Below are 24,055 nucleotides of genomic sequence, written 5' to 3' on the forward strand. Positions count from 1 at the left end.
GTTATGACCATGTGGGGAGGACGCTTTACTGAGGCAACATTGAGCGAGTTTCGTGATTTTAATGACTCACTTAGTTTTGACTATTTACTGGCACAGCAAGATATCGCCGCTTCAAGGGCCTGGGCTAAAGGATTAGTACAGGCAGGTATTATTAACAATAATGAAGCACAGCAGTTGGATCAGGGGCTGGCAGACTTAGCGGCGGCGTTAAAGCTTGATCCGCGTTTACCGCTGCAAAGTCAGGAAGAAGATATTCATAGTTGGGTAGAAAGCCAGCTAACCGCTAAACTCGGTAGTGTTGCCAAAAAACTGCATACTGGCCGCAGCCGCAATGACTTAGTTGCTACCGATTTACGCTTATGGACCCGTTTACAAGCCGGTTCGGTACGACAATCATTACTGGCTGCTATAGCGGCATTGTTAGAGTTCGCACAGCAGGCAGAGCAGGCGGTGATGCCCGGTTTTACCCATTTACAGCGGGCGCAGCCGGTACTGGTAGCGCATTGGGCTTTGGCTTATGTTGAAATGTTTAAGCGTGATCTAGGCCGGTTAGATGATGCGTTGGTTAGGATGGACAGCTGCCCACTGGGCTGCGGTGCCCTGGCGGGAACCGGCATTGCTATTGACCGCCTGGTATTGGCAAAGGAATTAGGTTTTGCCAACGCGGCGTTGAACAGTCTGGATGCGGTATCAGACCGTGATTATCTGGTTGAGCTTTCTGCCGCAGCCAGCCTTTGTATGACCCATTTATCGCGCTTGTCGGAAGATGTAATTTTTTTCTGCTCAGGTGAGGCCGGCTTTTTTAAACTGGGTGATGCCATCAGCTCTGGTTCATCGTTAATGCCGCAGAAGAAAAACCCGGACGTGTTTGAATTGTTACGGGGTAAAACTGGCCGGGTACTGGGCCACTTAGTGGCGATTTTGCATGTATTAAAAGGTTTACCCCTAGCTTATAACAAGGACATGCAGGAGGACAAGCAAGGTTTTTTTGATCTGATGCACAGCTGGCAGCAATCTTTGATGGTATTGGCAACAGTACTACCGCACTTAACTGTAAACCGCGAACAATGTCGCAAGGCAGCAGAGCTGGGGTATAGCAATGCCACCGACTTAGCAGATTACCTGGTGAGTAAGGGGATGCCGTTTCGTGACGCTCATGAGTGTGCCGGCGAACTGGTGTTAGTCGCATCGCGCCAGCAGCAACCATTGGAGGCGCTGAGCCTGGATCAAATGCAGCAGGTGAGCCTGTTAATCAGTGCAGATGTTTATCCGGCGTTAACATTAGAAGCGGGTATGGCAAGACGATGTGCATTGGCGGGCACCGCGCCCGTTAAGGTAATGCAGGCATTGTCTGACGCTAAAAGTTGGTTTACTAAGCTGATATAAGAAACTATTTATAAAACCGGCAGTTAGCTGCTGCCGGTTTTATATTGTAGTGTTGACACTAAATGGCTGATAGGACAGTTAAAACAATTCTGACTCGTCGGGTTCCGCTTTCTTATTATTATCAAAATGGATCTGTTGCACATTACTTTTATTGTATTGAGTGGGTTCTGATCCTATTTTAAAATATTCAAAACTGCTGGTGTGGTCGTTACTGCGACTGAGTAAGCCGCTAGCTAAATCAATTCGCACTGAAGACAAGCCAGTGGGTGCTTGTAGGCCGCTTTCTGAATAGTTGGGTAATATTTGTGCCATATAATCCAGCCAGGCAGGCAGAGCCGTTCGAGCACCCGATTCAGTACCAGCACTCTGTTCTTGCCCCAGGTTTGCATGCCACTGCGCCCGACCTAGGCTGCGATTTGAATCATCAAACCCCACCCAGGTAGTAACCGCGCTAGTAGCAGTAAAACCAGAAAACCAGGTGTCTTTTGAATCATTTGTGGTGCCTGTTTTCGCTGAAATATCCCGCCGTTTTAAACTTTGTACCCGCCAAGCTGTGCCATTCCAGCCAGTGCCCTGTCGCCAGTCGCCGCCGCCCCATATGCTGCTGGTTAGCGCATCTGCTATTAAAAAAGCATTCTGGCTACTAATTACCCGTTCTGCTGGTTTAACTGCTGCAAGTTCAGAGCTTTCAGTATTTTGTTCTGTTTGCTGCAGGGTATTTAGCAGGTCAAATAATTGCTGCTCGTTGTCGATATCTGGCTCAACATTCTCTGCTGTTTTTGCAGTAGCCAATTTACTATTATCGGAGGCCTCACCTTGTGTTTCAACATCACAGTCGGCACACACCATCTGCGGTTGGTGCTGATAAATCACGTCGCCCTGTTCATTGACCACCTGCGCCACCACAAATGGCGTGACTAAAAAGCCACCATTGGCAAAAACGGCATAACCAGCTACCAGCTCAAGTGGAGTTAACGAGGCGGAACCAAGCGATAAGGTTTCATTGCGGGGTAAATCGCTGGCGGTAAAACCAAAACGTTGTAAATGGGCAATGGTAGCATCTATACCAACCCCACGCAGTAGGCGCACTGACACCACGTTTTTAGATTTTGCCAGCGCTTCACGAATACGAATTGGGCCATCATAAACGGCCGGTGAATTACGTGGACGCCATGCAATGCCGGCATTTTCATCCCATTGATGAATAGGCGCATCGTTCATTATTGAGGCCAGCGTGTAACCGTGCTCCAGCGCAGCAGAATAAATAAAGGGTTTAATATTGGAGCCAACCTGACGTTTTGCCTGAGTTGCCCGGTTAAACTGGCTTTGACTAAAGCTATAGCCACCAACTAATGCCTGCACCGCCCCGTCTTTAGGGTTAATGGCTACCAAAGCGCCGCTGGCAAGCGGTACCTGACTTAACCGCCATTGCTCATCTTGCTGACGTACCAGAATATGCATACCTGGTGCCAAAATTGCTGCAGCACTTTTAGGCGCTACACCTTGCCGCTCATCGGTTATAAAGCTTCTGGCCCATTTTAAACCATCCCATTGCAGCGTAATAGTTTGATCGCTGGCAAGCACTATTTCCGCCGTATTAAGGCTGACACTGAGTACTATTCCCGGTAATAAGTCTTCTATACCCTGTTGTTTACTGAGGTAAGCGATAACAGCCGCATGGTCCGGACGGTCAGTTTCATTAAACAACGCATCGTTGTCTGGTGCTGCATCTGTTGCAATAAGTTCAGATTGCCACAGTTGCGCTTCGGGCCCACGGTAGCCGTGGCGTTCATCGTATTGGTATAAGTTTTGTTGTAATGCTTGCTTGGCGGCAAATTGCTCTTTGCTATTAATAGTTGTGAATACCTTATAGCCTTCAGAGTAAGCAATCTCCTCACCAAAGCGTTGCACCATTTGTTGACGAACCATTTCAGCTATATAGGGTGCTGAAGCCGTAATTTGAGCGCCATGTAACTTACTGGTAATGGGTGCGGCAAGTGCAGTTTGATATTCTTGTTCTGAAATAACCTCTATGGCGCGCATTCTGGTTAATACAATATCGCGACGTTTTTTGGCATTGGCTGGTGAGCGAATCGGATTAAGTATAGAAGGCGCTTTCGGTAAGCCGGCAATAATAGCAATTTCATCCAGGCTAAGTTCGTTTACCGTTTTACCAAAATAAACCTGAGCCGCGGCACCAACACCGAAGGAACGATGGCCTAATTCAATTTTATTTAGGTAAAGCTCTAAAATTTCGTCTTTTTCAAGTAATTGCTCAATTCGAAACGCCAAAAAGACTTCTTTCACTTTCCGGATCAGCTTCTTTTCCCGGCTAAGAAAGAAATTACGGGCCAATTGCTGAGTAATTGTACTGGCACCTTGACTGAAATCACCGGATGATGCCACGACAGTAACGGCGCGCATAATGCCAATAATATCTATGCCGGGGTGTTCATAAAATCGAGTATCTTCAATAGCTAAGAACGCCTGAACTAGTAAAGGTGGCATTTCATCCAGTTTTAAAGGGATCCGTCGTTTCTCACCAAATTGAGAAATAAGTTCGCCATCAGCCGTGTAAACCTGCATTGGGGTTTGCAACTTCACTTCTTTCAAGGTAGTGACGTCGGGAAGATCATTTTTGACATATAAGTACATCGCCGCGATCGTCAGGATCCCTGAGGAAAAACAGACCAGACCGATTATTAAAAGTTTTTTAACCCAAGACACTGAATAACCCCAATTTTTACTCCCAATTCCTTAACAACGCTGCTAGTATATATTTATTGGCTGTCGATGAAACGCTTTTTCTTGCTAAAAAATAGTGTCTGAGCTAAGAATACGACAATAATAATCATAACTATAAAATGGCCACAGGAAGCTATGATAAAAAGCCTGTTAAGTAAACAAACACCTATGATGGTAGGTATCGATATCGGTGCCCACTCCGTCAAGGCTGTGCTGTTAAGCCAACATGGTAATCAGTATAAGGTTGAAGCCTTTGCTGTTGAGCCAATGATTAAAGGCGCAATGTCTGATCGCGAGATCCAGGATATTGAAGCGGTTGGCAATGTGATCGGTAAGATCCGTAAGAAGATCCCAAGGTCAGTCAAATTTGCAGCTGCTGCGGTTTCTGGATCCACCGTAATCAGTAAAGTCATTTTTATGGATGTGTCATTAACCGATGCTGAACTGGAAAGTCAGATTGAAGTCGAAGCCGACACATTAATTCCTTATCCGCTAAATGAAGTTAGCCTGGATTTTGAAAAGCTTGATGTTAACGAATCGGACCCGTCTAAAGTAAACGTGTTACTAAGTGCCGCTCGCACAGAAAGTGTCGAAGCTCGGGTAGCCGCTTTAGAAAATGGTAGCTTTAACGCAAAATTAGTGGATGTTGAAAGTTACGCTTTAAGCCGTGCAGCAGTTTTATGCTTAAAACAACTACCGGATGACGCTGCGGGTAAAGTGGTGGCGCTGGTTGACATTGGCGCAACCATGACCTTGCTAAGTATTGTGGAAAAAGGCAAAACCTTGTACACCCGCGATCAGGCATTTGGTGGCGAACAATACACCCGCAGTATTTTGTCATATTACAATAAAAGCTATGATGAAGCGGAATTAGCTAAAGTAAGTGGTGATTTACCTCCAAACTATACCTTTGAGGTGTTGGCTCCTTTTCAAACGATGCTACTGCAGCAAATTCGTCGTGGTATTCAGATGTATCTTACGAGCAGCGGCCGTGATGCTGTTGATTATCTGATCGTATCTGGTGGTACTGCCCTTATCGAAGGTATTGATAAACTTTTGATAGATGAGTTGGGTATTCATACTGTAGTGGCAAACCCATTTAAAACCATTGATGTCGCCACCTCAGTCGATCGTGAGCAATTAAACAAAAGCGCCCCGCAACTTATGGTTGCCAGTGGCCTGGCCTTACGGAGTTTTTCATCATGGCATATATAAACTTACTGCCCTGGCGTGAAGCTGCGCGCAAAGAAAAGCAAAAACAATATGTCACTATGCTGGCAATGACCGCAGTGTTTAGTTTTTTGATTTTTTTTCTGATCAATATGGTTTACAGCAGCATGATTGATGGCCAGTACCAACGAAATCGTTATCTGGAAAATGAAATTAAGATCCTCGACCAAAAAATTGCTGAAATTAGTGCCTTAGATGAAACGAAGCGAAGCCTGCAACAGCGGATGAACTTGATTGAACAATTGCAGGGAAGTCGCAATTTAGGTACAGAGATTATGTCTGAAATCGCCAGGGTAGTACCATCAGGAATTTATCTGACGCAATTAGAGAAAAAAGGCTCTGATTTGTTGCTGATTGGTCGCAGCGAATCCAATAACCGCTTGTCTACCATGTTACGTGATTCAGAAAATTCTGAGTTGCTGTCCCGTCCATTGTTAGAGTTTATTGAAGCCGGTAAAGATGAATCACGGTTACTGAGTAATTTTAAAATGCATCTTACTGTCAAAGGGTATGAAGCAGTGCTGGATAGCCAGCCAGTTACACCCAGTACAAGAGGGGGTGCACGATGAGTCTGAATTTCAACCTGTCTGAAATTGATATCAATGATCTTGATATTGAAAACATGGGCTCCTGGCCTGTTGCCGCTAAAGTTATTTTTGCCATTATTTTGGCGACTTTAGTAGGAACTATTAGCTATTTTATGTTGATTGATAGCAAAATTGACGAGCTTAATGGTGCGAAGGTAAAGGAAACTGAATTACGTCAGGTGTTTCGTTCGCGCTATGCTTCAGCCTCGAAACTCGATTTGTATAAGCAACAAATGGTAGAAATGGAAAATACGTTTTCTTTTTTGCTAAAACAGCTTCCTACTACTCATGAAACTCCAGGCTTACTGGACGATATTACTTATGTAGGTACTACCAGTGGTTTAACCTTTTTAAGAATTAATTGGGAACCAGAAATTGAAAAAGAGTTTTATACTGAACTGCCGATTAAAATTGACGTAGTGGGGGATTATCACCAATTTGGCAATTTTGTTAGTGAAGTTGCGAAGTTACCACGTATTGTCAGCTTGCACGATTTTTCTATTCAGACCGAAAAAAATGAGCGATTACGTTTTAATGTTACGGCTAAAACCTATCGATATAAGGAGACTGCACAATGAGAAAGCTCATTTTGGCAGTGTCTGTTGCCACCTTATTGTCTGGTTGTTTTGATGACCTGAGTGAAGTTCAGAGTTATATGGATTCTGTAAAAACCAATACCCAGCCAAGGGTAGAACCATTACCAGAAGTACAGGAATTTGAACATATTGCTTACGTCTCTCAAAATAGCCGTAGTCCGTTTTCTGAACCAAGGCCTGAAGCAGTTCAGGATCGTTTCTTGCAAGTGCAAGACTGTTTGCATCCAGACCCACGCCGCAGCAAAGAACCTTTAGAAAAGTACGCGCTGGATAACCTTAAAATGCGTGGTACCTTGGGTGATACCGGTAATATCTGGGCTTTGATAGAAGCATCTGATAAAACCTTGCATCGGATTACCCTTAGTAATTATGTTGGATTGTTTCATGGCCGGGTAATTAATGTAGAACCTACCCATGTTGAATTGTTAGAGTTGATCCCAGATGGTGCAGGTTGCTGGAAAGAGCGGACGACTATGCTGCAAATGGTTGAAACTTCAGCAATGACGAGTAATTGATAGGTGTGCGAGTATATCATGGATAAAATAATCAAAAGAATTTCACGAGGAATCATCGGCACACGGCTAGCTGTGGCAGGATTTTTGCTGTTGGCTCTCCCCGCAGCAGCAGTACCGTTGCTGTATGATATCAGATATAACCCTTTGCTCACCGGCGAAACCGAGATCGAGTTTATTTTCGATGAGGATCTTTATACTGATCCTAGTATTCAGGTGTTTAACGAGCCCGCCCGGATTGAACTTTACTTTGATAACTCCGATTACGAAGAAAAGTTGGAAGAAGTATTAATTGATAAAGCTGGGGTAAAAAAAGTTAAATCGGAGTTTGTTGGTGAGGGTTTTAAAACGACGATTTATCTTGATTACCTTAAAATTTATCGCACCCGGGTTCGTGGCAATGTGTTTTACATGCACATTTCAGATAATCCTACTGCAGAGCAGGTTGGTCAGGCAGCTGACGTAACACCCACTTACATTAACCGATTACAAGCGATTGATTTTCGCCGTGGCGAAAAAGGTGAAGGCCGAGTATTGGTGTTTCTTCGCGAGAATACGGCTGCGGTTGATGTGGGCGAGCGTGCTGGCAAACTACTGATAGAGTTCCATAACACCGATATTCCCGATGAATTATTATATCAGTTAGATGTTATGGATTTCGGTACCATAGTTACTGGCATTGAAACCTTTAAAGATGGTGCATCAGCGCGGCTTGAAATTGCTACCAGCGATGCTTTTACTTATACCTATCAGCAGATAGATAATATTTTCACCTTGAATGTAGAACGTGATACCACTAACCGAAGCGTGCTGGGCGGTGGTCGTGAATATAAAGGTCGGCCAATTTCCCTAAATTTTCAGGATATTCCAATTCGAACGGTATTACAGATTATTGCTGACTATAACGGTTTTAATTTGGTAACCAGTGATTCGGTAACCGGTAATATCACTCTGCGCCTGGATGGTACGCCATGGGATCAAGCGTTAGATATCGTGTTGCGGGTTAAAGGCCTGGATAAACGGATGGACGGTAATATTCTGATGGTAGCGCCGACCGAAGAGTTGTCAGCTCGCGAAGCGCGTGAACTTGAGGCCAAGCAACAAGTAGAAGATCTTGAGCCATTGTACTCAGATTATTTAACCATAAACTATGCAAAAGCTGCTGATTTAGCAGGCTTATTATCTAACCGTGATGCGACGTTATTGTCCAGTCGCGGCAGTGTGGTGGTAGATAATCGCACTAACACTATTTTAATTAAAGATACCGCTCGTAATATTGAAAGCGTGCGTAAGCTGATTGGACGGCTTGACGTACCGGTTCGCCAGGTATTGATTGAGTCAAGAATGGTGACGGTACGTGACAGTGTTACTGATGAATTGGGTATTCGCTGGGGCTTTAGTGATCAACAAAGCACTAGTGGCGGTAATCGCGGTGTGTCGGGTAATGCTACTGGCTCTAACGCTATCTCTACTGGGCAGTTTCCGGCTCTTGATGACCGTTGGAATGTTAACCTGCCCATTCAGAATCCGGCAGGTAGTATAGCGTTTCACGTTGCCCGATTAGCTGACGGCACTTTACTTGACCTTGAATTATCAGCACTTGAGCAAGAAAATAAAGGCGAGATTATTGCCAGCCCGCGTATTACTACCTCGAACCAGAAAGAAGCCAGAATTGAGCAAGGTGTTGAAATACCTTATGTGCAGGCTGCTTCCAGCGGTGCTACCACGGTAGAATTCAAAAAAGCCGTGTTAAGTCTTACGGTAACGCCACAAATCACTCCGGATAATAAAATTATTCTTGATTTAGTGATTACTCAGAATACCCGTGGCGAAACGGTTCAAACCCCTACTGGCCCGGCAACGGCCATTGATACCCAACAAATTAAAACTCAGGTACTAGTGGATAACGGTGAGACGATTGTGCTTGGCGGTATTTATCAACAGCAAATTTTATCGACCGTTTCTAAAGTGCCTATGTTCGGTGATATTCCATATGTTGGTGCATTATTCCGGTCAAAACGTGACGTAAATGAGAAGAACGAACTGCTTATTTTTGTTACACCTAGAATTCTGACAGAGGGTCAGTAAAGCCTATTTGATTCGGGAGTCATGAGGTGGTTCCCGAATCAAGTCAGATTTAACTTGCCAACGAAAGGCTATTACTGACATAATTCGGCGCGTCAAATTTTCGCGGGAGCCTTTTGGTCCTTCAATTCAACTTTTCATTGAGTAAGCTGATTTAGCACTACGACATATGGCAGAAAAACGTAATATCTTCCTTGTTGGCCCAATGGGCGCAGGCAAAAGCACTATCGGACGTCATTTAGCAGACATGCTTCATCTTGACTTTTACGATTCAGATCAGGAAATTGAACGCCGTACCGGCGCAGATATAGCCTGGGTATTTGACTTGGAAGGTGAAGATGGTTTCAGAGTGCGTGAAGAAACAGTAATCGAGGATTTAACTGAGCTTCAGGGTATCGTTCTGGCAACTGGCGGTGGTTCAGTAATAAGTAAAGAGACTCGTAACCGTTTATCCGCCAGGGGCATAGTGGTGTATTTAGAAACGCCTATAGAAAAGCAAGTGGCACGAACTCAGCGCGACAAACGCCGGCCTTTGCTTCAAACTGAGGAAGCACCTAAAGAAGTGTTAGAGCGACTTGCTGCTGAACGAAACCCGTTTTATGAAGAAATTGCTGATTTTACGGTACGGACTGACGAGCAAAGTGCCCGGGCAGTAGCTAACCAAATTATAGAGCAATTAGGTTTTTAACGACAACAGGGAGCTGCAAATGCAAAAAGTTGATGTCAAACTTGGCGAGCGCAGCTACCCGATAGATATCAATACGGATTTCAGCTCATTGTCTGAAATCCTGGCAAACACTAAGCAAGTTGTTATTGTTTCAAACCCCACCATTGCCCCACTATATTTGCAACAAGTCAGCGCATTATTCAGTGCAGCATCGCATCATATTCTGATAGAAGATGGCGAAGAATTTAAAACGCTTAACTCATTTGAGACAGTTTTATCGTTTTTGCTAGAACACAGGATGTCTCGTGATGTATTGCTGGTAGCGCTGGGCGGTGGTGTTATCGGTGATCTTACTGGCTTCGTTGCCGCCTGTTATCAGCGCGGTGTCAGGTTTATGCAAATACCTACCAGTTTGTTAGCTCAGGTTGATTCTTCTGTCGGTGGTAAAACCGCAGTCAATCATCCGCTGGGTAAAAATATGGTTGGCGCTTTTAAACAGCCAGAACAGGTCATCATTAATACTGCAACGCTTAAAACATTACCACCACGTGAGTTTGCAGCTGGCATGGCTGAAGTTATTAAATATGCATTATTAGGTGATGTCGATTTTTTGCACTGGTTGCTAAAACATAGCGAACAGATTACTAACCAACAGCCAGCTATTATCGCTCAGATGATTCAGCATTGTTGTCAGATGAAAGCCGATATTGTTAGTCGTGATGAAACGGAACGAGGCGAGCGTGCACTGCTAAACCTTGGCCACACTTTTGGTCACGCCATTGAGGCGTTTATGGGTTATGGTAAGTGGTTACATGGCGAGGCCGTTGCGGTTGGTATGGTGATGGCTGCACAACTTTCAGCACACAGAGGTTGGATTAGCCAACAAGATGTGGCAGCTGTTCGCAGTGCGTTGCAGTGTTTTACATTGCCGTTAGCGGCACCCGAAACTATGAAAATAGCTGATTTTCTGCCTTTTATGAAAACGGATAAAAAAGTTAAAGATGGTCAGATGCGCTTTGTTTTAATGGCCGCATTAGGCCAAGCTGTAATAGTGGACGATATCACTGAGACTGAATTGCTTCAGGTCTTTGCTTAATGGATACAACGGTTTTACAACGTCATGTTGCCGAGTTAGGCCATTTACTCCCCTCACAACATGAATTATTAAACCGCTTGCTATTTCAACTGGCATTTAATGATTTTCAGAGTATTGGGCTGGTAGGTGCTGAGGGCAGTGGTAAATCAACGCTGGCACTGGTGCTGGCCGAGTTGTTTTCAGAACAAGCGAATGTAGCATTATTAAATGGGCCACTGGCTGAGTCGGAACTTAAAGCACAATTATTACAGCAATGGTATGGGCAGGGCGCAACCGATTCACTAGCAGCACCGCCTGTTCTAGCTGCCCTGATGGCGCAAGCAGATGCTGATAGTTTACCATTTTTGTTAATTGTGGATAATTTCAATCAGTTTAGTCGCAGCGCCAGTGACATGTTATTGCAACTTGATTGTCGCGGCTTCTTTATGTTGAGTCAGCCCTCTACTGCTATGGCGCTTAACTTAAGTATTAATGTACCGACGTTACAAGATGCTAGCATAATACTAGATAAAAAGTCGTTAGATGCATTAATGATAGCTGAACGCTTTGCTGCTAGCGCGGGCAATATGCACTTACTGCATACTGCTTTGATTAAAACAGCTGAGCAGAAACGTTTTTTTGCCGTATCATGGGTTTTACCCTTAGCAATTATGCTTGTGCTGATTGCAGGTGCTCTGAGTTGGTATTTAGCTATAACTGACAAAATATCCCCACCCGATGTAACAGCTGAAATAGTGATGTCTAACAGCCCAGAGCCTGCCCTTGAGCTAATAGCAAGTAAGGAGCCAGCTTCTGAGTTACTTGCCAGTTCTGAGCTTACTAACAGCCCTGAGCTCGCTAATGATTTACTTGCCAGTCCCGAGTCTGAGCCGCAAGATACCCTCGAGCTAATAGACATGCCTTTGCAGACAAGTAGCACCGAGTCATTTATTGCGCCAGAGCAAACTGAGACACCGGAAGTCGTTGCTTCGGTACAACAAATGCCTGCTGCTTTGATTGAAGGTTTATACCAGGAAGCGCAATTGTTAGCGTTAGCTGCCGATCAAAAGGTTATTCAGTTAGCAGTATTGTCTTCTGCTACTGCTGTAGCTCGTTTTCAGCAAGCTTATCCTGACATCAGGCTGGTTGTATATCAACGTAGTTGGCAAGGAAAATTACAGTGGGTAGTTTTGGCGGAAGCACATTACTCTGATAACGGCAGCGCTCGTCAGGGTAGAATGGCGTTAGCTGAGCCTATTCGAGCAGCTGAGCCTTTTATAAAGCCAGTTGCCGCCGTGCAGCAAGAAATTAAAGCCTTAGCACGCTTGCGTGCCGAGCAGCTGATGCAGGAATAATGTGGTGAACGCGCCCCGAAATCGGGCCTTTCTAAAGTGGGCTGGTGGTAAATATAGCTTGGTACCAGAGTTGCTAAAACGGTTACCCGCTGGCCCGGAACTGGTAGAGCCCTTCGTCGGTGCCGGCTCGGTCTTTTTAAATACCCACTATCAACGTTATGTACTAAACGATATTAATGCAGATTTAATTCAGCTTTATCAGATAGTCCAACATAGAGTTGATGCTTTTGTAGTGGATGCCCGCAGCTTATTTTGTGCCAGTGCCAACCAGAAAAATAGTTATCTTGATTTTCGTCAGGAATTTAACGCCACTAGTGATCCTTATCAGCGCGCCTTGTTATTTCTGTATTTAAATCGGCACGGTTATAACGGCCTGTGTCGTTATAATTTATCGGGTAAGTTTAATGTCCCCTTTGGTAGTTATAAAAAGCCTTATTTTCCAGAGGCTGAATTATACTTTTTTGCCGAAAAAGCCCAAAAAGCCCGTTTTAGTTGTACTAGTTACCAACAGGTATTTGCTGAGCTTTCTGCCGATGCAGTGGTGTATTGTGATCCACCTTATGTACCTCTTAGCAAAACAGCCAGTTTTACTAGTTATGCCAGGCAGGGTTTTAACCTTGATGATCAGGCGCAATTGGCTAATTTAGCAGAGCAAGCGCAACGCAACGGCCATAACGTGCTGATTAGTAATCATGACACAACATGGACCCGTAAAATTTACCAACAAGCCATATTGCACAGCATTCAGGTTGGGCGCTCGATTAGTCAAAATGGAGCAGGCAGAGGAAAAGTGGCGGAACTATTTGCTTGGTATTCAGCTAACCCAGTACCAGGTTCACCGTCAGCAGAAGTGCTGCTACAAACAGCAAAGCAGTAATAATACCTACAATGATGTAGGGCAGGATACTGTTAGATTGGAAATCTTGTTGCCGTTGTTTTTCAGATTGCACACCAATAAAAGCACCCAAAACTGCTTTAACAACCTGCCAGGTATTAGCCTTGGTAGCTGCCATTATTGTAATTTTGTGCTGTTTGGGGTGAGGCGGTTTAGTAGTTCGAGAAAATCAACAAAATGAAACTGAGTAGAGCGGCTATCACCCTTTATCCAGCCTAACCAATTTTGTTGTACATTCAGGCAAACATCACTGTTAGTTTGGTTACTGGCATTTTCACAATGCGGGCTGGTGTTAAAGTAGCCAACGGCACTTATGGTTAAAACCAAGGCTGCTGCTGTTGTAGCCAACGCTTTACTACTAAAGGTAATTTTCATGTTAAATCCAGTTAACGCTTTCATCACTATTTGCTGAGTGTAAAGCATCTGCTAATGTGATACAAGCTGGTCATTAAACGTACAGCTTGGTTACGACGTTAGCTGCTAGCTGGATCAGTTGCTCAGTGGTCGGCACTGAGCAACTGATATGTACTTTAAAAGCTTTTTGATACGCTAAAAATTACCCGACTGTCACATAGAGCGCAATCATTAATATCAGTATCAACATAAGCCAAACTGAGCCCGGCGCCCAGCACTTCGGTGCTCAAAGCAATACTCCAATCCAGATAACTAAGCGCACTATCATCATATTCGTTATGACCAACCTGTAAATCTAAAGCCAGATTGTCTGTCAGAGCGTAACTGTAACCTCCGTAAAGATAAAAATAAGTTCCGGCATTGGCGTAATAGTCGTCGCTGTATGCCAGGCCAAAAGTTAAATCTTGATATGACAAAGATCCATACAATTCATAGAAATTTGAGCCTGCAAACTCTGTATTAGGATAACCATAACGCATTATGCCAACATCTGCCGACCACTGGTCGTTTAAACTACCAGCCCAGCCTAGCATCACATCAAATTCTAACGTACCCTGACCACCAAAATCGACACTTGAGCCCCAGACGGATAAATAAAAACCAGTCTCATCACTCAATGTTAAGCCGCCTTGAATGGCTGGGGCTTGATCGGTTTGTGAGATGCCGCGAAAGGCATAATCTGAAGTAAATGTAATATCACCGCTAAGTTCAATGGCATGGCTTTGATTACTGTTACTTGCCAGACCAAGTAACAGCGTGGCGGTAGCTAAACTGGAAAAACTTTTTGTCATTTTCATTGGTATTGCCCTTGTGTTTAATCCCTGTATTAACCTTTCCAATAAACATGCCAAATGAAATGAACATATAAAACAATATGATATAAATTCTTATTTTGGTGTTGTATGACTTTTTGTGCATAACTGGTGCGCTGTTGCCTGTTTATTGTGCAATGGACAGTACGTGCTTTTTATGAGCTATTTCAGTAAAGTCAGGTTTTTAATTAGTGGAGCTGCCAGATGTTGCCTTATTTAATTGCCCCTTCCATTTTGTCAGCCGATTTTGCCAGGTTGGGTGCCGATGTTGAGCAAGTACTACTAGCGGGAGCCGATGTGGTGCACTTTGATGTAATGGACAACCATTATGTGCCTAACCTGACGATTGGCCCTATGGTATGCAAGGCGCTGCGAAATTATGGTATTACCGCACCGATTGATGTGCACTTAATGGTTGAGCCAGTAGATAGCCTGGTACCGCAGTTTGCTGATGCCGGTGCCAGTATTATTACTTTTCACCCGGAGGCATCGCGTCATATCGACCGTACGTTACAGTTAATTAAAAGTTATGGCTGTCAGGCTGGCTTGGTGTTCAACCCGGCGACACCACTAAGCTATCTGGACCACGTTATGGACAAACTTGATGTCATTTTACTGATGTCGGTAAACCCAGGCTTTGGCGGGCAGAAGTTTATTCCGGCTACGCTGGATAAACTGGCCAACGTTCGCAAAATAATTGACGATAATCAGTTGCCTATAAGGCTTGAGGTTGATGGTGGCGTCACTGCCGACAATATTGGCGCAATTGCAGAAGCAGGTGCCGATATGTTTGTTGCTGGTTCCGCCATTTTTAATAGTAATGATTACCGGCAAAGTATTAACAAGATGCGCCAGGCTCTGGCTGCAGTAAGAAATAAATAATTTACTGCGATTAAAGGCTGCTTGCGGCTATAATATTGCACTTTTCTACGTTTTAACCGGTTATGGACAATGAATAAATGATGAGTAGTAAACCAATTGTATTAAGTGGCGCCCAACCTTCTGGTCAATTAACCATTGGTAACTATTTGGGAGCACTGAGACAATGGGACCAAATGCAGGATGACTATGACTGCCTCTATTGCATTGTCGATTTGCATGCGATAACCGTACGGCAGCAGCCTGATGCGTTACGCAGTGCATCATTAGACAGCTTGGCGCTTTATCTGGCTTGTGGCATCGATCCAAAGCGCTCAGCGGTATTTATGCAGTCGCATGTGCCGGAACACAGCCAGCTGGCCTGGGTACTAAATTGTTATACTCAGTTTGGTGAGCTTAACCGTATGACGCAGTTTAAAGATAAATCGGAGCGGCATAACAATAATGTTAACGCGGGGTTATTTACTTATCCGGTATTAATGGCCGCCGATATTCTGTTATATCAGGCCAATCATATCCCGGTTGGCCACGATCAGAAACAGCATTTGGAATTAGCCCGTGATGTGGCAATGCGTTTTAACGCGGCGCATGGTGACATTTTTACTGTGCCAGAGCCCTATATTCCGCCTGTTGCTGCCCGGGTAATGAGCCTACAGGAGCCTACCCGTAAAATGTCAAAATCTGACGATAATCCATGGAATTTTGTTGGCTTGCTCGAAGATCCTAAAATGATTAGCAAAAAATTTAAAAAAGCCATGACTGACTCGGAAGATCCGCCACGGGTTCGTTTCGATTTAGAAAATAAACCCGGTGTTGCCAATTTACTGAGTATCTTAAGCGGTGTAACCGGCAATACAATTGCTGCGCTAGAAGCAGAATATGAAGGCAAAATGTATGGCCATTTAAAAGGTGATGTCGCCGATGCGGTTATTGCATTGCTAGAGCCGGTACAAAAGGCGTTTACTGAATTACGTGCTGACCAGACTACGCTGAACCATGTTATGCGCTCAGGCGCCGGTCAGGCTAGAGCACGTGCGGCCACAACATTAGCTAAGGTAAATGCCGCAGTAGGTTTTGTTGCGCCTTAACGCGGCGCGCCTGTCATTTTGTGAGGTAAGGCTTGCTGTTAATTATCGACAATTATGATTCCTTTACCTGGAACCTGGTGCAGTATTTTGCCGAGCTAGGGCAGAACGTTGTAGTAAAACGTAACGATGAATTGAGTGTGGCCAAAATAGCGGCACTTTCGCCTGACTATTTAATCATTTCGCCGGGGCCGGGTACCCCGAAGCAGGCCGGGATAAGTTTGGCTGCTATTGAATACTTTGCCGGGAAAATTCCGTTATTAGGGGTATGTTTGGGGCATCAGGCCATTGCGCAGGTTTTTGGTGGCAAGGTGCAACGGGCGGAAAAGGTAATGCACGGGAAAAATTCGCAAATTTATCATCACGGTCAATCGGTTTTTACCGGCTTACCCAGTCCTTTGTCGGTTACCCGATATCACTCTTTGCTGGTTGATGCCACCAGTTTACCCACTGAACTGCAACAAACCGCCTGGACTAGCCCGCATCATCAGCCTAAAGAGATAATGGGGTTAATGCACCGACAGTTAGCCGTGCATGGGGTGCAATTTCACCCGGAAGCTATTTTAAGTAGTGCAGGCAAAGTGATGCTGGCTAATTTTTTAAGCCAGCCAAATGCAAGCGTGTAACACAGAGTGGTTAATATTTAATGAGTAGCCTTGCCGAGCAATTACATCAGCAATTCTGGGATGACTTCGTTGGGGTCAATCCCGAAACAACCCGCTTGCAGTATCAAATTAAAACGGGCACGCCAACCAGCCGAAAGTTATTAGCGGTTGACGCACAAGCGATGAAAGCCCGCTTGGCTGATCAGCAAGCTCGCCAGCAGTATGTCGAGTTTGCGCAAGCACATGTGCATGATCAGGTCGCTGATCAGCTATTTCAGCGCTTAGGCAATATTGCACTGGTGAGTGCCTCGGTATTTGATTTAGGTCAGCATTACCATCAGTTATTGGACAAACTGGCGCACAAAGCGGTTACCATTAATCAGTTAGACCCATTAATTAGCCAGACTGAATGGCTGAAAGAAGATTTGCTCAAGTTGGTAAATCAACCGCAATATCGTAACCGAACTGCTTCTGGCGCTATGGTAAAAGACGTTAAAACGGCGCTGCGTTTTCTTGGGGTAGAAAGCCTGCAACTAATTATCCCGGTGTACGGTATGCGGCGCTGTTTACCGCATGCTACGGATCCTTTTGTTGGTTTTAAAACCCGCTTATGGGACTACAGTCTTGCCTGTGCTATTGCCGCCAAACGTCTGGCTGAAGACAGTGCAGAACTGCCCTATGCGGCTTTTTGTGTTGCGCTGTTTCACCCTATTGGTCATATTGTGGTTACTCGTAATTATTTACGAACCTACCAGCAAATTAAACAGGAAGAATTGCTTAAAGCAAGGGATGAGCGCAATACGGAGTTGACCAATGCCCTCGATTCATTGGAACCGGATGCCAGTTTTTTAAGTAATATCTTATTGGAATTTGCTGAAATTCTTAGTGCCGATATGACGTCGCGTTGGTCCTTGCAACAGTTACCGTTGTGTCAAACGTTAGACCAGCTGGCTGAAGGCATCGGCTTTAATGGTGTTAGCCCTCTAGGCAGTATAGTGCAGCAGGCTCAGGTATATGTGCAGTGGCAGCAGTTAAAAGCCACTGACAAAGTAAGCCCGGAACAGGCTAACGCCTGGTTCACTTCAGTGGGGTTAACGAATGAGTTGCTGAATACGTTAGCAAAAACCAATTTAAAGCGTTTAAGTATCGATATATAACAATTTTTTTAGCCATATTCATGCACAAAAGAAATTTGGCGACAACCGTACTATATCAGCAGCAGCACCTTTACTGTGGGTGTCGCGTTGTTTCTCTCATTGAAAGCAACAATGCTTAGTTATTCAGTAAGGCTGCAAATCTATCTGTAGCCCTTTGTTTTTAAGCATTTAGCTTTTTTTGCCGACAAGACAATCGTACTGATATCTGCAATAATGCTGCGATAATAATCTTCAGTGGTATTTAAATTTTGCCTGCCAGACCGACCCAGCTTGAAAAGAGGAAAGGAAAATGACAACAACGATTGCAGTAAACCGAGCCTTATTTGATGAAGTGATGGTACCAAACTATGCGCCGGCCAGTGTTATTCCTGTTCGTGGCGAAGGCTCTCGGGTTTGGGATCAACAAGATCGGGAATACATTGATTTCGCCGGTGGTATTGCGGTCAGTAGCCTGGGCCATTGTCACCCGGCATTAGTTAATGCGTTAAAGCAGCAGGCTGAAAAATTATGGCACCTCAGTAATGTCTTAACCAACGAGCCAGCATTACGTCTGGCTAAGAAATTGGTTGATACCACCTTTGCTGATAAGGTGTATTTCGCTAATTCCGGCGCTGAAGCTAACGAAGCGGCTTTTAAATTAGCCCGGCGCTGGGCGCTGGATAAATTTGGTGAGCAGAAACAACAAATTATTTCTTTTGGTAAAAGTTTTCACGGCCGGACATTTTTTACGGTTACGGTAGGTGGGCAGGCATCATACTCTGACGGTTTTGGTCCTAAGCCTGGCGCCGTAGTGCATGCTGAATTTAATAACTTAGACAGCGTAAAAGCGCTTATTTCGGATAAAACCTGTGCCATCGTGGTAGAGCCTATTCAGGGTGAAGGCGGTATTATTCCTGCCGATGCTAGCTTCCTGCAAGGGCTGCGTGACTTATGCGATGAGTATCATGCTTTACTGGTATTTGATGAAGTACAAACCGGGGTTGGTAGAACCGGTAAGTTGTTTGCTTATATGAACTCTGGCGTTATCCCGGATATTCTGACCAGTGCAAAATCGTTAGGCGGTGGCTTCCCCATCGGTGCCATGCTAACCAGCAGTGCCATTGCCAGCCATTTAAAAGTAGGTACTCATGGCAGTACTTACGGCGGCAACCCACTGGCTTGTGCGGTGGCAGAAGCGGTACTCGACACAATTAATACCCCAGAAGTGCTGGCGCAAGTACTTCACAATGAGCAGATATTCCGGCAGTGTTTGGCTGAGTTAAATGAACAATACCCTGTTTTTAGTGAAGTACGTGGCCAGGGGATGTTGCTGGGCGCCGTGCTGAATGAAACTTATCGGGGCCGGGCACGCGAATTCTTTTTAGCGGCAGCGGAGCAGGGTGTTATGGTACTGATCGCCGGGCCAGATGTGATTCGTTTTGCGCCCTCATTAGTGATTACTGAGCAAGATATTCGTGAGGGTATGCAGCGGTTTGCTGCAGCAATCAAACAAGTTGTGACTGGTTAGTTACTAGTAAGCTTGGTGATAGAATTAAAACGTTAAGCGACAACAAGATCGCAAAATGAAGCACGGCGGGGCCTTAAACCCCGTTACGTTATAAAGCAAAAATGGAGTAAGCGACGATGATGGTGATTCGCCCAATCCGAGCGGATGATTACCCGGCGCTCTATCAGATGGCAGTGGAATCGGGGCATGGTTTTACCTCGTTGCCGGTCAATGACGAGCTGCTAATGCGCAAGATCAGTCGCTCAGAGCAATCGTTACAAAAAACGGTTAGTTCTCCCGGTGATGAAGGGTATTTATTCGTACTGGAAGATACTACCAGTGGTGATGTTTGTGGTACCAGCGCACTGGAAGCGGCGGTGGGGCTGGATGATGCATTTTATCATTATCATCTTGGCAAAGTAGTGCACAGTTCCCGTTCCCTTGGTGTATATAAAACAGTCGACATCCTGACCCTCTGTAATGACTATACTGGCGTAAGCGAACTCTGTACGCTATTTTTACGGGAAAATCGCCGTGAAAAAAACAATGGCCGTTTGCTATCCAAAACCCGATTTTTATTTATGGCTGAATTTGCCGAGCGTTTCGCCGAACGAGTCATTGCCGAAATGCGTGGGGTGTCCGATCAAAATGGTCATTCGCCGTTCTGGCGCTGGTTACAGGAACATTTTTTCTCGGTAGATTTTCCAACGGCAGATTATTTAACCGGTATTGGCCAAAAAGTATTTATAGCGGAATTAATGCCCAAGTATCCAATTTACGTTAGCTTACTCAGCAAAGAAGCCCAGCAAGTTATTGGTAAAGTGCATGATAAAACACGTCCAGCTTTAGCCTTATTACAATCTGAAGGCTTTTCTAACCGCGGTTACGTGGATATTTTTGATGCCGGTCCAACTGTTGAAGCCAGAGTAGAGCATATCCGCTCCATTCGCTATAGTCGTAAATTACAGGTACAGATTGGCGAACCCGGGCCAAATACTCAGCCTTATCTCATTTGTAATACAACGATTGAACATTTTCGTGCTACCTGGTTGCCACTGACGGTTACTGAGCACAGTGAGCAGGTAGTAATACCACAGGCTTGCGCTGATGCCCTAGGGGTAAAAGCGGGCGAGCAAGTTAGATTAACCAGAATTTAAGCAGGGGAAATACATGAGCCAAGCAGTGCAATTCATCAATGGTCAATGGTTGGCAGGCCAGGGTAAAAGCTTTACCTCGCTTGATCCGGCAAAAAATCTGCAAGTATGGCAGGGCGAAGCAGCCAGTATTGAGCAAGTCGATGACGCCATTAATGCCGCCAGAGCTGCCCAGTATGGCTGGGGTGATTTAAGCTTTGAAGAGCGCGTTACTATTATTAAACAATTTGCTGAACAACTTGCGGCAAATAAAGAAGCACTGGCATTGTGTATTGCTAAAGACACCGGTAAAGCATTATGGGAAAGCCGCACTGAAGTTGCGGCAATGATTGGTAAGGTTGATATTTCGGTGCGAGCCTATGAAGAACGCACAGGTGTAAAAGAAAACCCAATGCCGCAAGGTCGGGCGTTTATCCGGCATAAGCCACACGGTGTAGTCGCGGTATTTGGCCCTTATAATTTCCCGGGGCATTTGCCTAATGGCCATATAGTACCGGCTTTATTGGCAGGAAATACCGTGGTGTTTAAACCGTCAGAGCTGACGCCTATGGTTGCTGAGTATATTGTAAAATTGTGGGAAAAAGCCGGTTTGCCAGCCGGGGTGCTTAATTTATTGCAGGGCGAAGTGGATACCGGTAAAGCTATTGCTAACCACGAGGGTATTGATGGTCTGTTTTTTACTGGCAGTTCCCGCACTGGCCATTATTTGCATCAGCAGTTCGCTGGTCGGCCAGAGAAGATCCTGGCACTGGAGATGGGCGGCAATAACCCTCTTATTGTGCAGGATGTCAGTAATATCGATGCGGCCGTGCATGATATTGTGCAATCTGCTTTTATTTCAGCAGGGCAGCGATGTACCTGTGCCAGAAAGTTGTTTTTACCCGCTAATGCTCAAGGTGACGCTATTCTGTCCCGATTGATAGAAGTTACCCGAAATATTAAAACCGGTTTATATGACGCTGAACCACAACCGTTTATTGGTGCCATGATTTCGGTTGCAGCGGCAAAAGGCATGCGGGCCGCTCAGCAACAACTGGTTGAGCTAGGTGGCGAAATGCTGGTTGAGTTACAGCATTTACAAAGCGATACTGCACTGGTTTCACCCGGTATTATTGAATGCAGTAATATCAAGAACTTCCCGGACGAAGAGCATTTTGGCCCGTTGTTGAAAGTATTTCGTTTTAATGATTTCGATTCAGCTATTGATGCGGCCAATAACACCAGTTTTGGTTTGTCTGCAGGTTTACTTAGTGACAGCCACGAGTTGTACCAGCACTTCTACCGGCGCATCAGGGCGGGTATTGTTAACTGGAACCGGCCAATCACTGGTGCCAGCTCTGCTGCGCCCTTTGGCGGCATTGGTAGCAGTGGAAATCATCGCGCCAGCGCGTATTACGCCGCTGATTACTGTGCCTACCCTGTTGCTTCAGTAGAATTAGATCAGGTAATAATGCCAGAGCAATTATCACCGGGTTTAACGTTTTAACGTAGCACAAATCGGGGCAACGGCCCCGATTTGTTTTATTACCGACATTTTGCTCAAACTACGCTATTGTAGTGTTTTTTAATGACAGCCAATTTAGGTATCATCCTATTATGGTCACTGACAAACCCGGCTATGAGCACCTTATTCAGTTTCTAACTGAACACTTGGCGTTGTTTACCGAAGATGGCCAGCTGCTGGTGGGGGGCAAAACGATAGGCGTTATTCTGGAAGAGCGGATTGCCGAACAAATCATTACCCTTTGTACCCAGCATACCGAGTTGGAAATTAACCATCGCAGTATGATAATTCGTGAAGTCGACGGCATAATGTATGATTTTCAGGAAGTATTAAGCAGTGTTCTGGAAAATAAAGCCACCGCTGAGCAAGCTGAACTGATAAACGAAATTTCATTGTTAATCAAAAACCTATTTGATAGTGCTATCGCCAGACTGCTCGATTAACCTGAATAAGCTGGCATTAACACTGGCTACCTGCCCGGTATTTCCGTAGAATATCTTGCCTCAATTTTAAGCCGGAAGTGGTTATGCAAGCAAAAGTGAGTTGGATAGATAACCTGAGTTTTATGGGTCGTTCTGGCAGCGGTCATGCGGTCGTGTTCGATGCTAATCAACAGGGCAGTACTGCCCCTAGCCCTATGGAAATGCTGTTAATGTCTGCCGGCGCATGTTCGTCAGTAGATGTGGTTAATATTTTACAAAAAGCCCGGCAGCAAGTAGTCGGTTGTGAAGTTGAACTTACCGCAGAACGTGCCGATAGCATTCCAAAAGTGTTTACTAAAATTCACCTGCATTTTGTAGTAACTGGTAATGAGCTTAGCGAGAAACAAGTGGCGCGGGCAGTAGACTTATCTGCGGATAAATATTGCTCGGTGTCTATTATGCTGGCTAGCAGTGTTGCGGTTAGCCATTCCTACAGTGTTAACAATGCCAGTCAAACCATTGCGGCTGAGTAATTACCCTGATAAACGAGACAGCCCAGGCTGTACGGGAGAGCGCAGAAATTGGTAAAGCCTTTTGAAAAACTAAAACTGCATGGGTTTAACAACCTGACTAAAAGCTTAAGCTTTAGCTTATATGATATATGTTATGCAAAAACGGAGCAGCATCGTCAGGAGTATATAGAATATATTGACGAGCAATATAATGCTGACAGATTAACTGATATTCTTACCGAAGTGGTAGATATCATAGGCGCTAATGTGTTGAATATTGCCCGGCAGGATTACGATCCACAAGGCGCCAGCGTGACCATTTTAGTGAGTGAAGAGCCGGTGTTGGTTAACCCGGATAATTCAGAAAATCCGGGGCCTTTACCAGAAACGGTAGTGGCTCACCTGGATAAAAGCCATATTTGTGTCCATACCTATCCGGAAGTACATCCGCATGATGGCATCTGTACTTTCAGGGCGGATATTGAAGTGTCAACCTGTGGCATTATTTCACCGTTAAAGGCGCTGAATTTCTTAATCCACAGTTTCGAATCTGACGTGGTCACTATTGATTACCGGGTGCGTGGTTTTACCCGCGATATTAGCGGTACAAAGCACTACATTGATCACCCTATCAGCTCTATCCAGAACTTTATGGACAATGACACCAAGCAGGCCTTTCAGATGATCGATGTAAACGTTTATCAGGAAAACCTGTTTCATACCAAGATGATGCTAAAAGAGGCTGATTTAAATAATTACCTGTTTGGCATGGGAACGGATAGCATGACGGCTGACGAACAAAAGTTGATCAGCAAAAAAGTCTTTAAGGAAATCCGGGAAATTTTTTATGGTCGTAATCTTCCGGAAGTAAAATAACGGCCAGTAAGTTGAT

24 protein-coding genes are annotated in these 24,055 nt (G+C 44.9%); 20 read left to right on the forward strand and 4 right to left on the reverse strand.

Features of this window, described 5'->3' with window-relative positions; translation table 11 throughout:
• Positions 1 to 3: 3 nt before the first annotated feature.
• Positions 4 to 1,386: an argininosuccinate lyase gene (gene argH, locus VT06_RS05735; protein WP_046553307.1), complete on the forward strand. Its 1,383-nt coding sequence runs from the start codon at positions 4 to 6 to the stop codon at positions 1,384 to 1,386.
• A gap of 78 nt (positions 1,387 to 1,464) precedes the next feature.
• Here the strand turns inward: argH and VT06_RS05740 are convergent, their stop codons facing one another.
• The gene (locus VT06_RS05740) at positions 1,465 to 4,041 is read right to left on the reverse strand and encodes a penicillin-binding protein 1A (RefSeq protein WP_235357367.1); all 2,577 of its coding nucleotides are present in this window, start codon (positions 4,039 to 4,041) and stop codon (positions 1,465 to 1,467) included.
• A gap of 225 nt (positions 4,042 to 4,266) precedes the next feature.
• Between VT06_RS05740 and VT06_RS05745 the strand changes: the two genes are divergently transcribed.
• The 9 genes from VT06_RS05745 to VT06_RS05785 all read left to right on the forward strand — a co-directional run bounded on the left by VT06_RS05745 (position 4,267) and on the right by VT06_RS05785 (position 13,115).
• A complete protein-coding gene (locus tag VT06_RS05745; RefSeq protein WP_046553309.1) occupies positions 4,267 to 5,346 on the forward strand; it encodes a pilus assembly protein PilM in 1,080 nt (359 codons plus the stop codon).
• Positions 5,334 to 5,930 (forward strand): PilN domain-containing protein, encoded by a 597-nt coding sequence (locus VT06_RS05750; protein WP_046553310.1) that lies wholly within the window; start codon positions 5,334 to 5,336, stop codon positions 5,928 to 5,930. The genes VT06_RS05745 and VT06_RS05750 overlap by 13 nt, the downstream gene beginning before the upstream one ends.
• The gene (locus tag VT06_RS05755; protein ID WP_046553311.1) at positions 5,927 to 6,526 is read left to right on the forward strand and encodes a type 4a pilus biogenesis protein PilO; all 600 of its coding nucleotides are present in this window, start codon (positions 5,927 to 5,929) and stop codon (positions 6,524 to 6,526) included. Before VT06_RS05750 ends, VT06_RS05755 begins: the two co-directional genes overlap by 4 nt.
• A complete protein-coding gene (locus VT06_RS05760; protein ID WP_046553312.1) occupies positions 6,523 to 7,059 on the forward strand; it encodes a pilus assembly protein PilP in 537 nt (178 codons plus the stop codon). Before VT06_RS05755 ends, VT06_RS05760 begins: the two co-directional genes overlap by 4 nt.
• Positions 7,060 to 7,149: 90 nt before the next feature.
• A complete protein-coding gene (locus tag VT06_RS05765) occupies positions 7,150 to 9,144 on the forward strand; it encodes a type IV pilus secretin PilQ (RefSeq protein ID WP_235357368.1) in 1,995 nt (664 codons plus the stop codon).
• Positions 9,145 to 9,310: 166 nt separating this feature from the next.
• Positions 9,311 to 9,829, forward strand: a complete 519-nt coding sequence (gene aroK / locus VT06_RS05770; RefSeq protein ID WP_046553314.1) for a shikimate kinase AroK — start codon at positions 9,311 to 9,313, stop codon at positions 9,827 to 9,829.
• Between the two features lie 19 nt (positions 9,830 to 9,848).
• Positions 9,849 to 10,904, forward strand: coding sequence for a 3-dehydroquinate synthase (gene aroB / locus VT06_RS05775; protein ID WP_046553315.1), 1,056 nt, complete (start codon positions 9,849 to 9,851; stop codon positions 10,902 to 10,904).
• Positions 10,904 to 12,238 (forward strand): SPOR domain-containing protein, encoded by a 1,335-nt coding sequence (locus tag VT06_RS05780; RefSeq protein ID WP_046553316.1) that lies wholly within the window; start codon positions 10,904 to 10,906, stop codon positions 12,236 to 12,238. The genes aroB and VT06_RS05780 overlap by 1 nt, the downstream gene beginning before the upstream one ends.
• 4 nt (positions 12,239 to 12,242) lie before the next feature.
• Positions 12,243 to 13,115 (forward strand): Dam family site-specific DNA-(adenine-N6)-methyltransferase, encoded by an 873-nt coding sequence (locus tag VT06_RS05785; protein WP_046553380.1) that lies wholly within the window; start codon positions 12,243 to 12,245, stop codon positions 13,113 to 13,115.
• Here VT06_RS05785 and VT06_RS18820 read toward each other — a convergent pair.
• From VT06_RS18820 to VT06_RS05800, 3 genes are all read right to left on the reverse strand, one after another.
• Positions 13,057 to 13,251 (reverse strand): DUF2970 domain-containing protein, encoded by a 195-nt coding sequence (locus VT06_RS18820; RefSeq protein ID WP_046553317.1) that lies wholly within the window; start codon positions 13,249 to 13,251, stop codon positions 13,057 to 13,059. The genes VT06_RS05785 and VT06_RS18820 overlap by 59 nt on opposite strands.
• Positions 13,251 to 13,508, reverse strand: a complete 258-nt coding sequence (locus VT06_RS05795) for a hypothetical protein (protein ID WP_046553381.1) — start codon at positions 13,506 to 13,508, stop codon at positions 13,251 to 13,253. Before VT06_RS05795 ends, VT06_RS18820 begins: the two co-directional genes overlap by 1 nt.
• 155 nt (positions 13,509 to 13,663) lie before the next feature.
• On the reverse strand, positions 13,664 to 14,344 hold the full coding sequence (locus tag VT06_RS05800; RefSeq protein ID WP_046553318.1) for a TorF family putative porin: 681 nt from the start codon (positions 14,342 to 14,344) through the stop codon (positions 13,664 to 13,666).
• Between the two features lie 219 nt (positions 14,345 to 14,563).
• On the opposite strand from VT06_RS05800, the gene rpe reads away from it, so the two are divergent.
• The 10 genes from rpe (at position 14,564) to speD (ending at position 24,039) form a co-directional block, all read left to right on the forward strand.
• On the forward strand, positions 14,564 to 15,241 hold the full coding sequence (gene rpe / locus VT06_RS05805) for a ribulose-phosphate 3-epimerase (protein ID WP_046553319.1): 678 nt from the start codon (positions 14,564 to 14,566) through the stop codon (positions 15,239 to 15,241).
• 80 nt (positions 15,242 to 15,321) lie between these two features.
• Positions 15,322 to 16,326 (forward strand): tryptophan--tRNA ligase, encoded by a 1,005-nt coding sequence (gene trpS, locus VT06_RS05810; RefSeq protein ID WP_046553320.1) that lies wholly within the window; start codon positions 15,322 to 15,324, stop codon positions 16,324 to 16,326.
• Between the two features lie 32 nt (positions 16,327 to 16,358).
• On the forward strand, positions 16,359 to 16,949 hold the full coding sequence (locus VT06_RS05815; protein WP_046553321.1) for an aminodeoxychorismate/anthranilate synthase component II: 591 nt from the start codon (positions 16,359 to 16,361) through the stop codon (positions 16,947 to 16,949).
• A gap of 20 nt (positions 16,950 to 16,969) precedes the next feature.
• Entirely contained in the window at positions 16,970 to 18,085 is a 1,116-nt protein-coding gene (locus VT06_RS05820; protein ID WP_046553322.1) for an HDOD domain-containing protein, read from the forward strand.
• 289 nt (positions 18,086 to 18,374) lie between these two features.
• The gene (locus tag VT06_RS05825) at positions 18,375 to 19,592 is read left to right on the forward strand and encodes an aspartate aminotransferase family protein (protein WP_046553323.1); all 1,218 of its coding nucleotides are present in this window, start codon (positions 18,375 to 18,377) and stop codon (positions 19,590 to 19,592) included.
• A 116-nt stretch (positions 19,593 to 19,708) separates the two neighbouring features.
• Positions 19,709 to 20,728: an arginine N-succinyltransferase gene (astA, locus tag VT06_RS05830; protein ID WP_046553324.1), complete on the forward strand. Its 1,020-nt coding sequence runs from the start codon at positions 19,709 to 19,711 to the stop codon at positions 20,726 to 20,728.
• Between the two features lie 13 nt (positions 20,729 to 20,741).
• Complete coding sequence (astD, locus tag VT06_RS05835) at positions 20,742 to 22,211, forward strand: succinylglutamate-semialdehyde dehydrogenase (protein ID WP_046553325.1); 1,470 nt, start codon at positions 20,742 to 20,744, stop codon at positions 22,209 to 22,211.
• A gap of 110 nt (positions 22,212 to 22,321) precedes the next feature.
• Positions 22,322 to 22,672 (forward strand): DUF3802 family protein, encoded by a 351-nt coding sequence (locus VT06_RS05840; protein WP_046553326.1) that lies wholly within the window; start codon positions 22,322 to 22,324, stop codon positions 22,670 to 22,672.
• 83 nt (positions 22,673 to 22,755) lie between these two features.
• Positions 22,756 to 23,184 carry an OsmC family protein gene (locus VT06_RS05845; protein WP_046553327.1) on the forward strand — a complete coding sequence of 143 codons (429 nt, stop codon included), beginning with the start codon at positions 22,756 to 22,758 and terminating at the stop codon, positions 23,182 to 23,184.
• A 48-nt stretch (positions 23,185 to 23,232) separates the two neighbouring features.
• Positions 23,233 to 24,039: an adenosylmethionine decarboxylase gene (speD, locus tag VT06_RS05850; RefSeq protein ID WP_046553328.1), complete on the forward strand. Its 807-nt coding sequence runs from the start codon at positions 23,233 to 23,235 to the stop codon at positions 24,037 to 24,039.
• Positions 24,040 to 24,055 lie beyond the last annotated feature (16 nt).

This window comes from Arsukibacterium sp. MJ3 (assembly GCF_000987765.1).
Taxonomy (GTDB): domain Bacteria; phylum Pseudomonadota; class Gammaproteobacteria; order Enterobacterales; family Alteromonadaceae; genus Alishewanella.

What these genes read in the sequence shown, in the direction of transcription:
- argH (WP_046553307.1), top strand. Translation starts at nt 4, where the DNA reads ATGACCATGTGGGGAGGACGCTTTACTGAGGCAACATTGAGCGAGTTT.
- VT06_RS05740 (WP_235357367.1), bottom strand. Translation starts at nt 4,041, where the DNA reads ATGTACTTATATGTCAAAAATGATCTTCCCGACGTCACTACCTTGAAA.
- VT06_RS05745 (WP_046553309.1), top strand. Translation starts at nt 4,267, where the DNA reads ATGATAAAAAGCCTGTTAAGTAAACAAACACCTATGATGGTAGGTATC.
- VT06_RS05750 (WP_046553310.1), top strand. Translation starts at nt 5,334, where the DNA reads ATGGCATATATAAACTTACTGCCCTGGCGTGAAGCTGCGCGCAAAGAA.
- VT06_RS05755 (WP_046553311.1), top strand. Translation starts at nt 5,927, where the DNA reads ATGAGTCTGAATTTCAACCTGTCTGAAATTGATATCAATGATCTTGAT.
- VT06_RS05760 (WP_046553312.1), top strand. Translation starts at nt 6,523, where the DNA reads ATGAGAAAGCTCATTTTGGCAGTGTCTGTTGCCACCTTATTGTCTGGT.
- aroK (WP_046553314.1), top strand. Translation starts at nt 9,311, where the DNA reads ATGGCAGAAAAACGTAATATCTTCCTTGTTGGCCCAATGGGCGCAGGC.
- aroB (WP_046553315.1), top strand. Translation starts at nt 9,849, where the DNA reads ATGCAAAAAGTTGATGTCAAACTTGGCGAGCGCAGCTACCCGATAGAT.
- VT06_RS05780 (WP_046553316.1), top strand. Translation starts at nt 10,904, where the DNA reads ATGGATACAACGGTTTTACAACGTCATGTTGCCGAGTTAGGCCATTTA.
- VT06_RS18820 (WP_046553317.1), bottom strand. Translation starts at nt 13,251, where the DNA reads ATGGCAGCTACCAAGGCTAATACCTGGCAGGTTGTTAAAGCAGTTTTG.
- VT06_RS05795 (WP_046553381.1), bottom strand. Translation starts at nt 13,508, where the DNA reads ATGAAAATTACCTTTAGTAGTAAAGCGTTGGCTACAACAGCAGCAGCC.
- VT06_RS05800 (WP_046553318.1), bottom strand. Translation starts at nt 14,344, where the DNA reads ATGAAAATGACAAAAAGTTTTTCCAGTTTAGCTACCGCCACGCTGTTA.
- rpe (WP_046553319.1), top strand. Translation starts at nt 14,564, where the DNA reads ATGTTGCCTTATTTAATTGCCCCTTCCATTTTGTCAGCCGATTTTGCC.
- trpS (WP_046553320.1), top strand. Translation starts at nt 15,322, where the DNA reads ATGAGTAGTAAACCAATTGTATTAAGTGGCGCCCAACCTTCTGGTCAA.
- VT06_RS05820 (WP_046553322.1), top strand. Translation starts at nt 16,970, where the DNA reads ATGAGTAGCCTTGCCGAGCAATTACATCAGCAATTCTGGGATGACTTC.
- VT06_RS05825 (WP_046553323.1), top strand. Translation starts at nt 18,375, where the DNA reads ATGACAACAACGATTGCAGTAAACCGAGCCTTATTTGATGAAGTGATG.
- astA (WP_046553324.1), top strand. Translation starts at nt 19,709, where the DNA reads ATGATGGTGATTCGCCCAATCCGAGCGGATGATTACCCGGCGCTCTAT.
- astD (WP_046553325.1), top strand. Translation starts at nt 20,742, where the DNA reads ATGAGCCAAGCAGTGCAATTCATCAATGGTCAATGGTTGGCAGGCCAG.
- VT06_RS05840 (WP_046553326.1), top strand. Translation starts at nt 22,322, where the DNA reads ATGGTCACTGACAAACCCGGCTATGAGCACCTTATTCAGTTTCTAACT.
- VT06_RS05845 (WP_046553327.1), top strand. Translation starts at nt 22,756, where the DNA reads ATGCAAGCAAAAGTGAGTTGGATAGATAACCTGAGTTTTATGGGTCGT.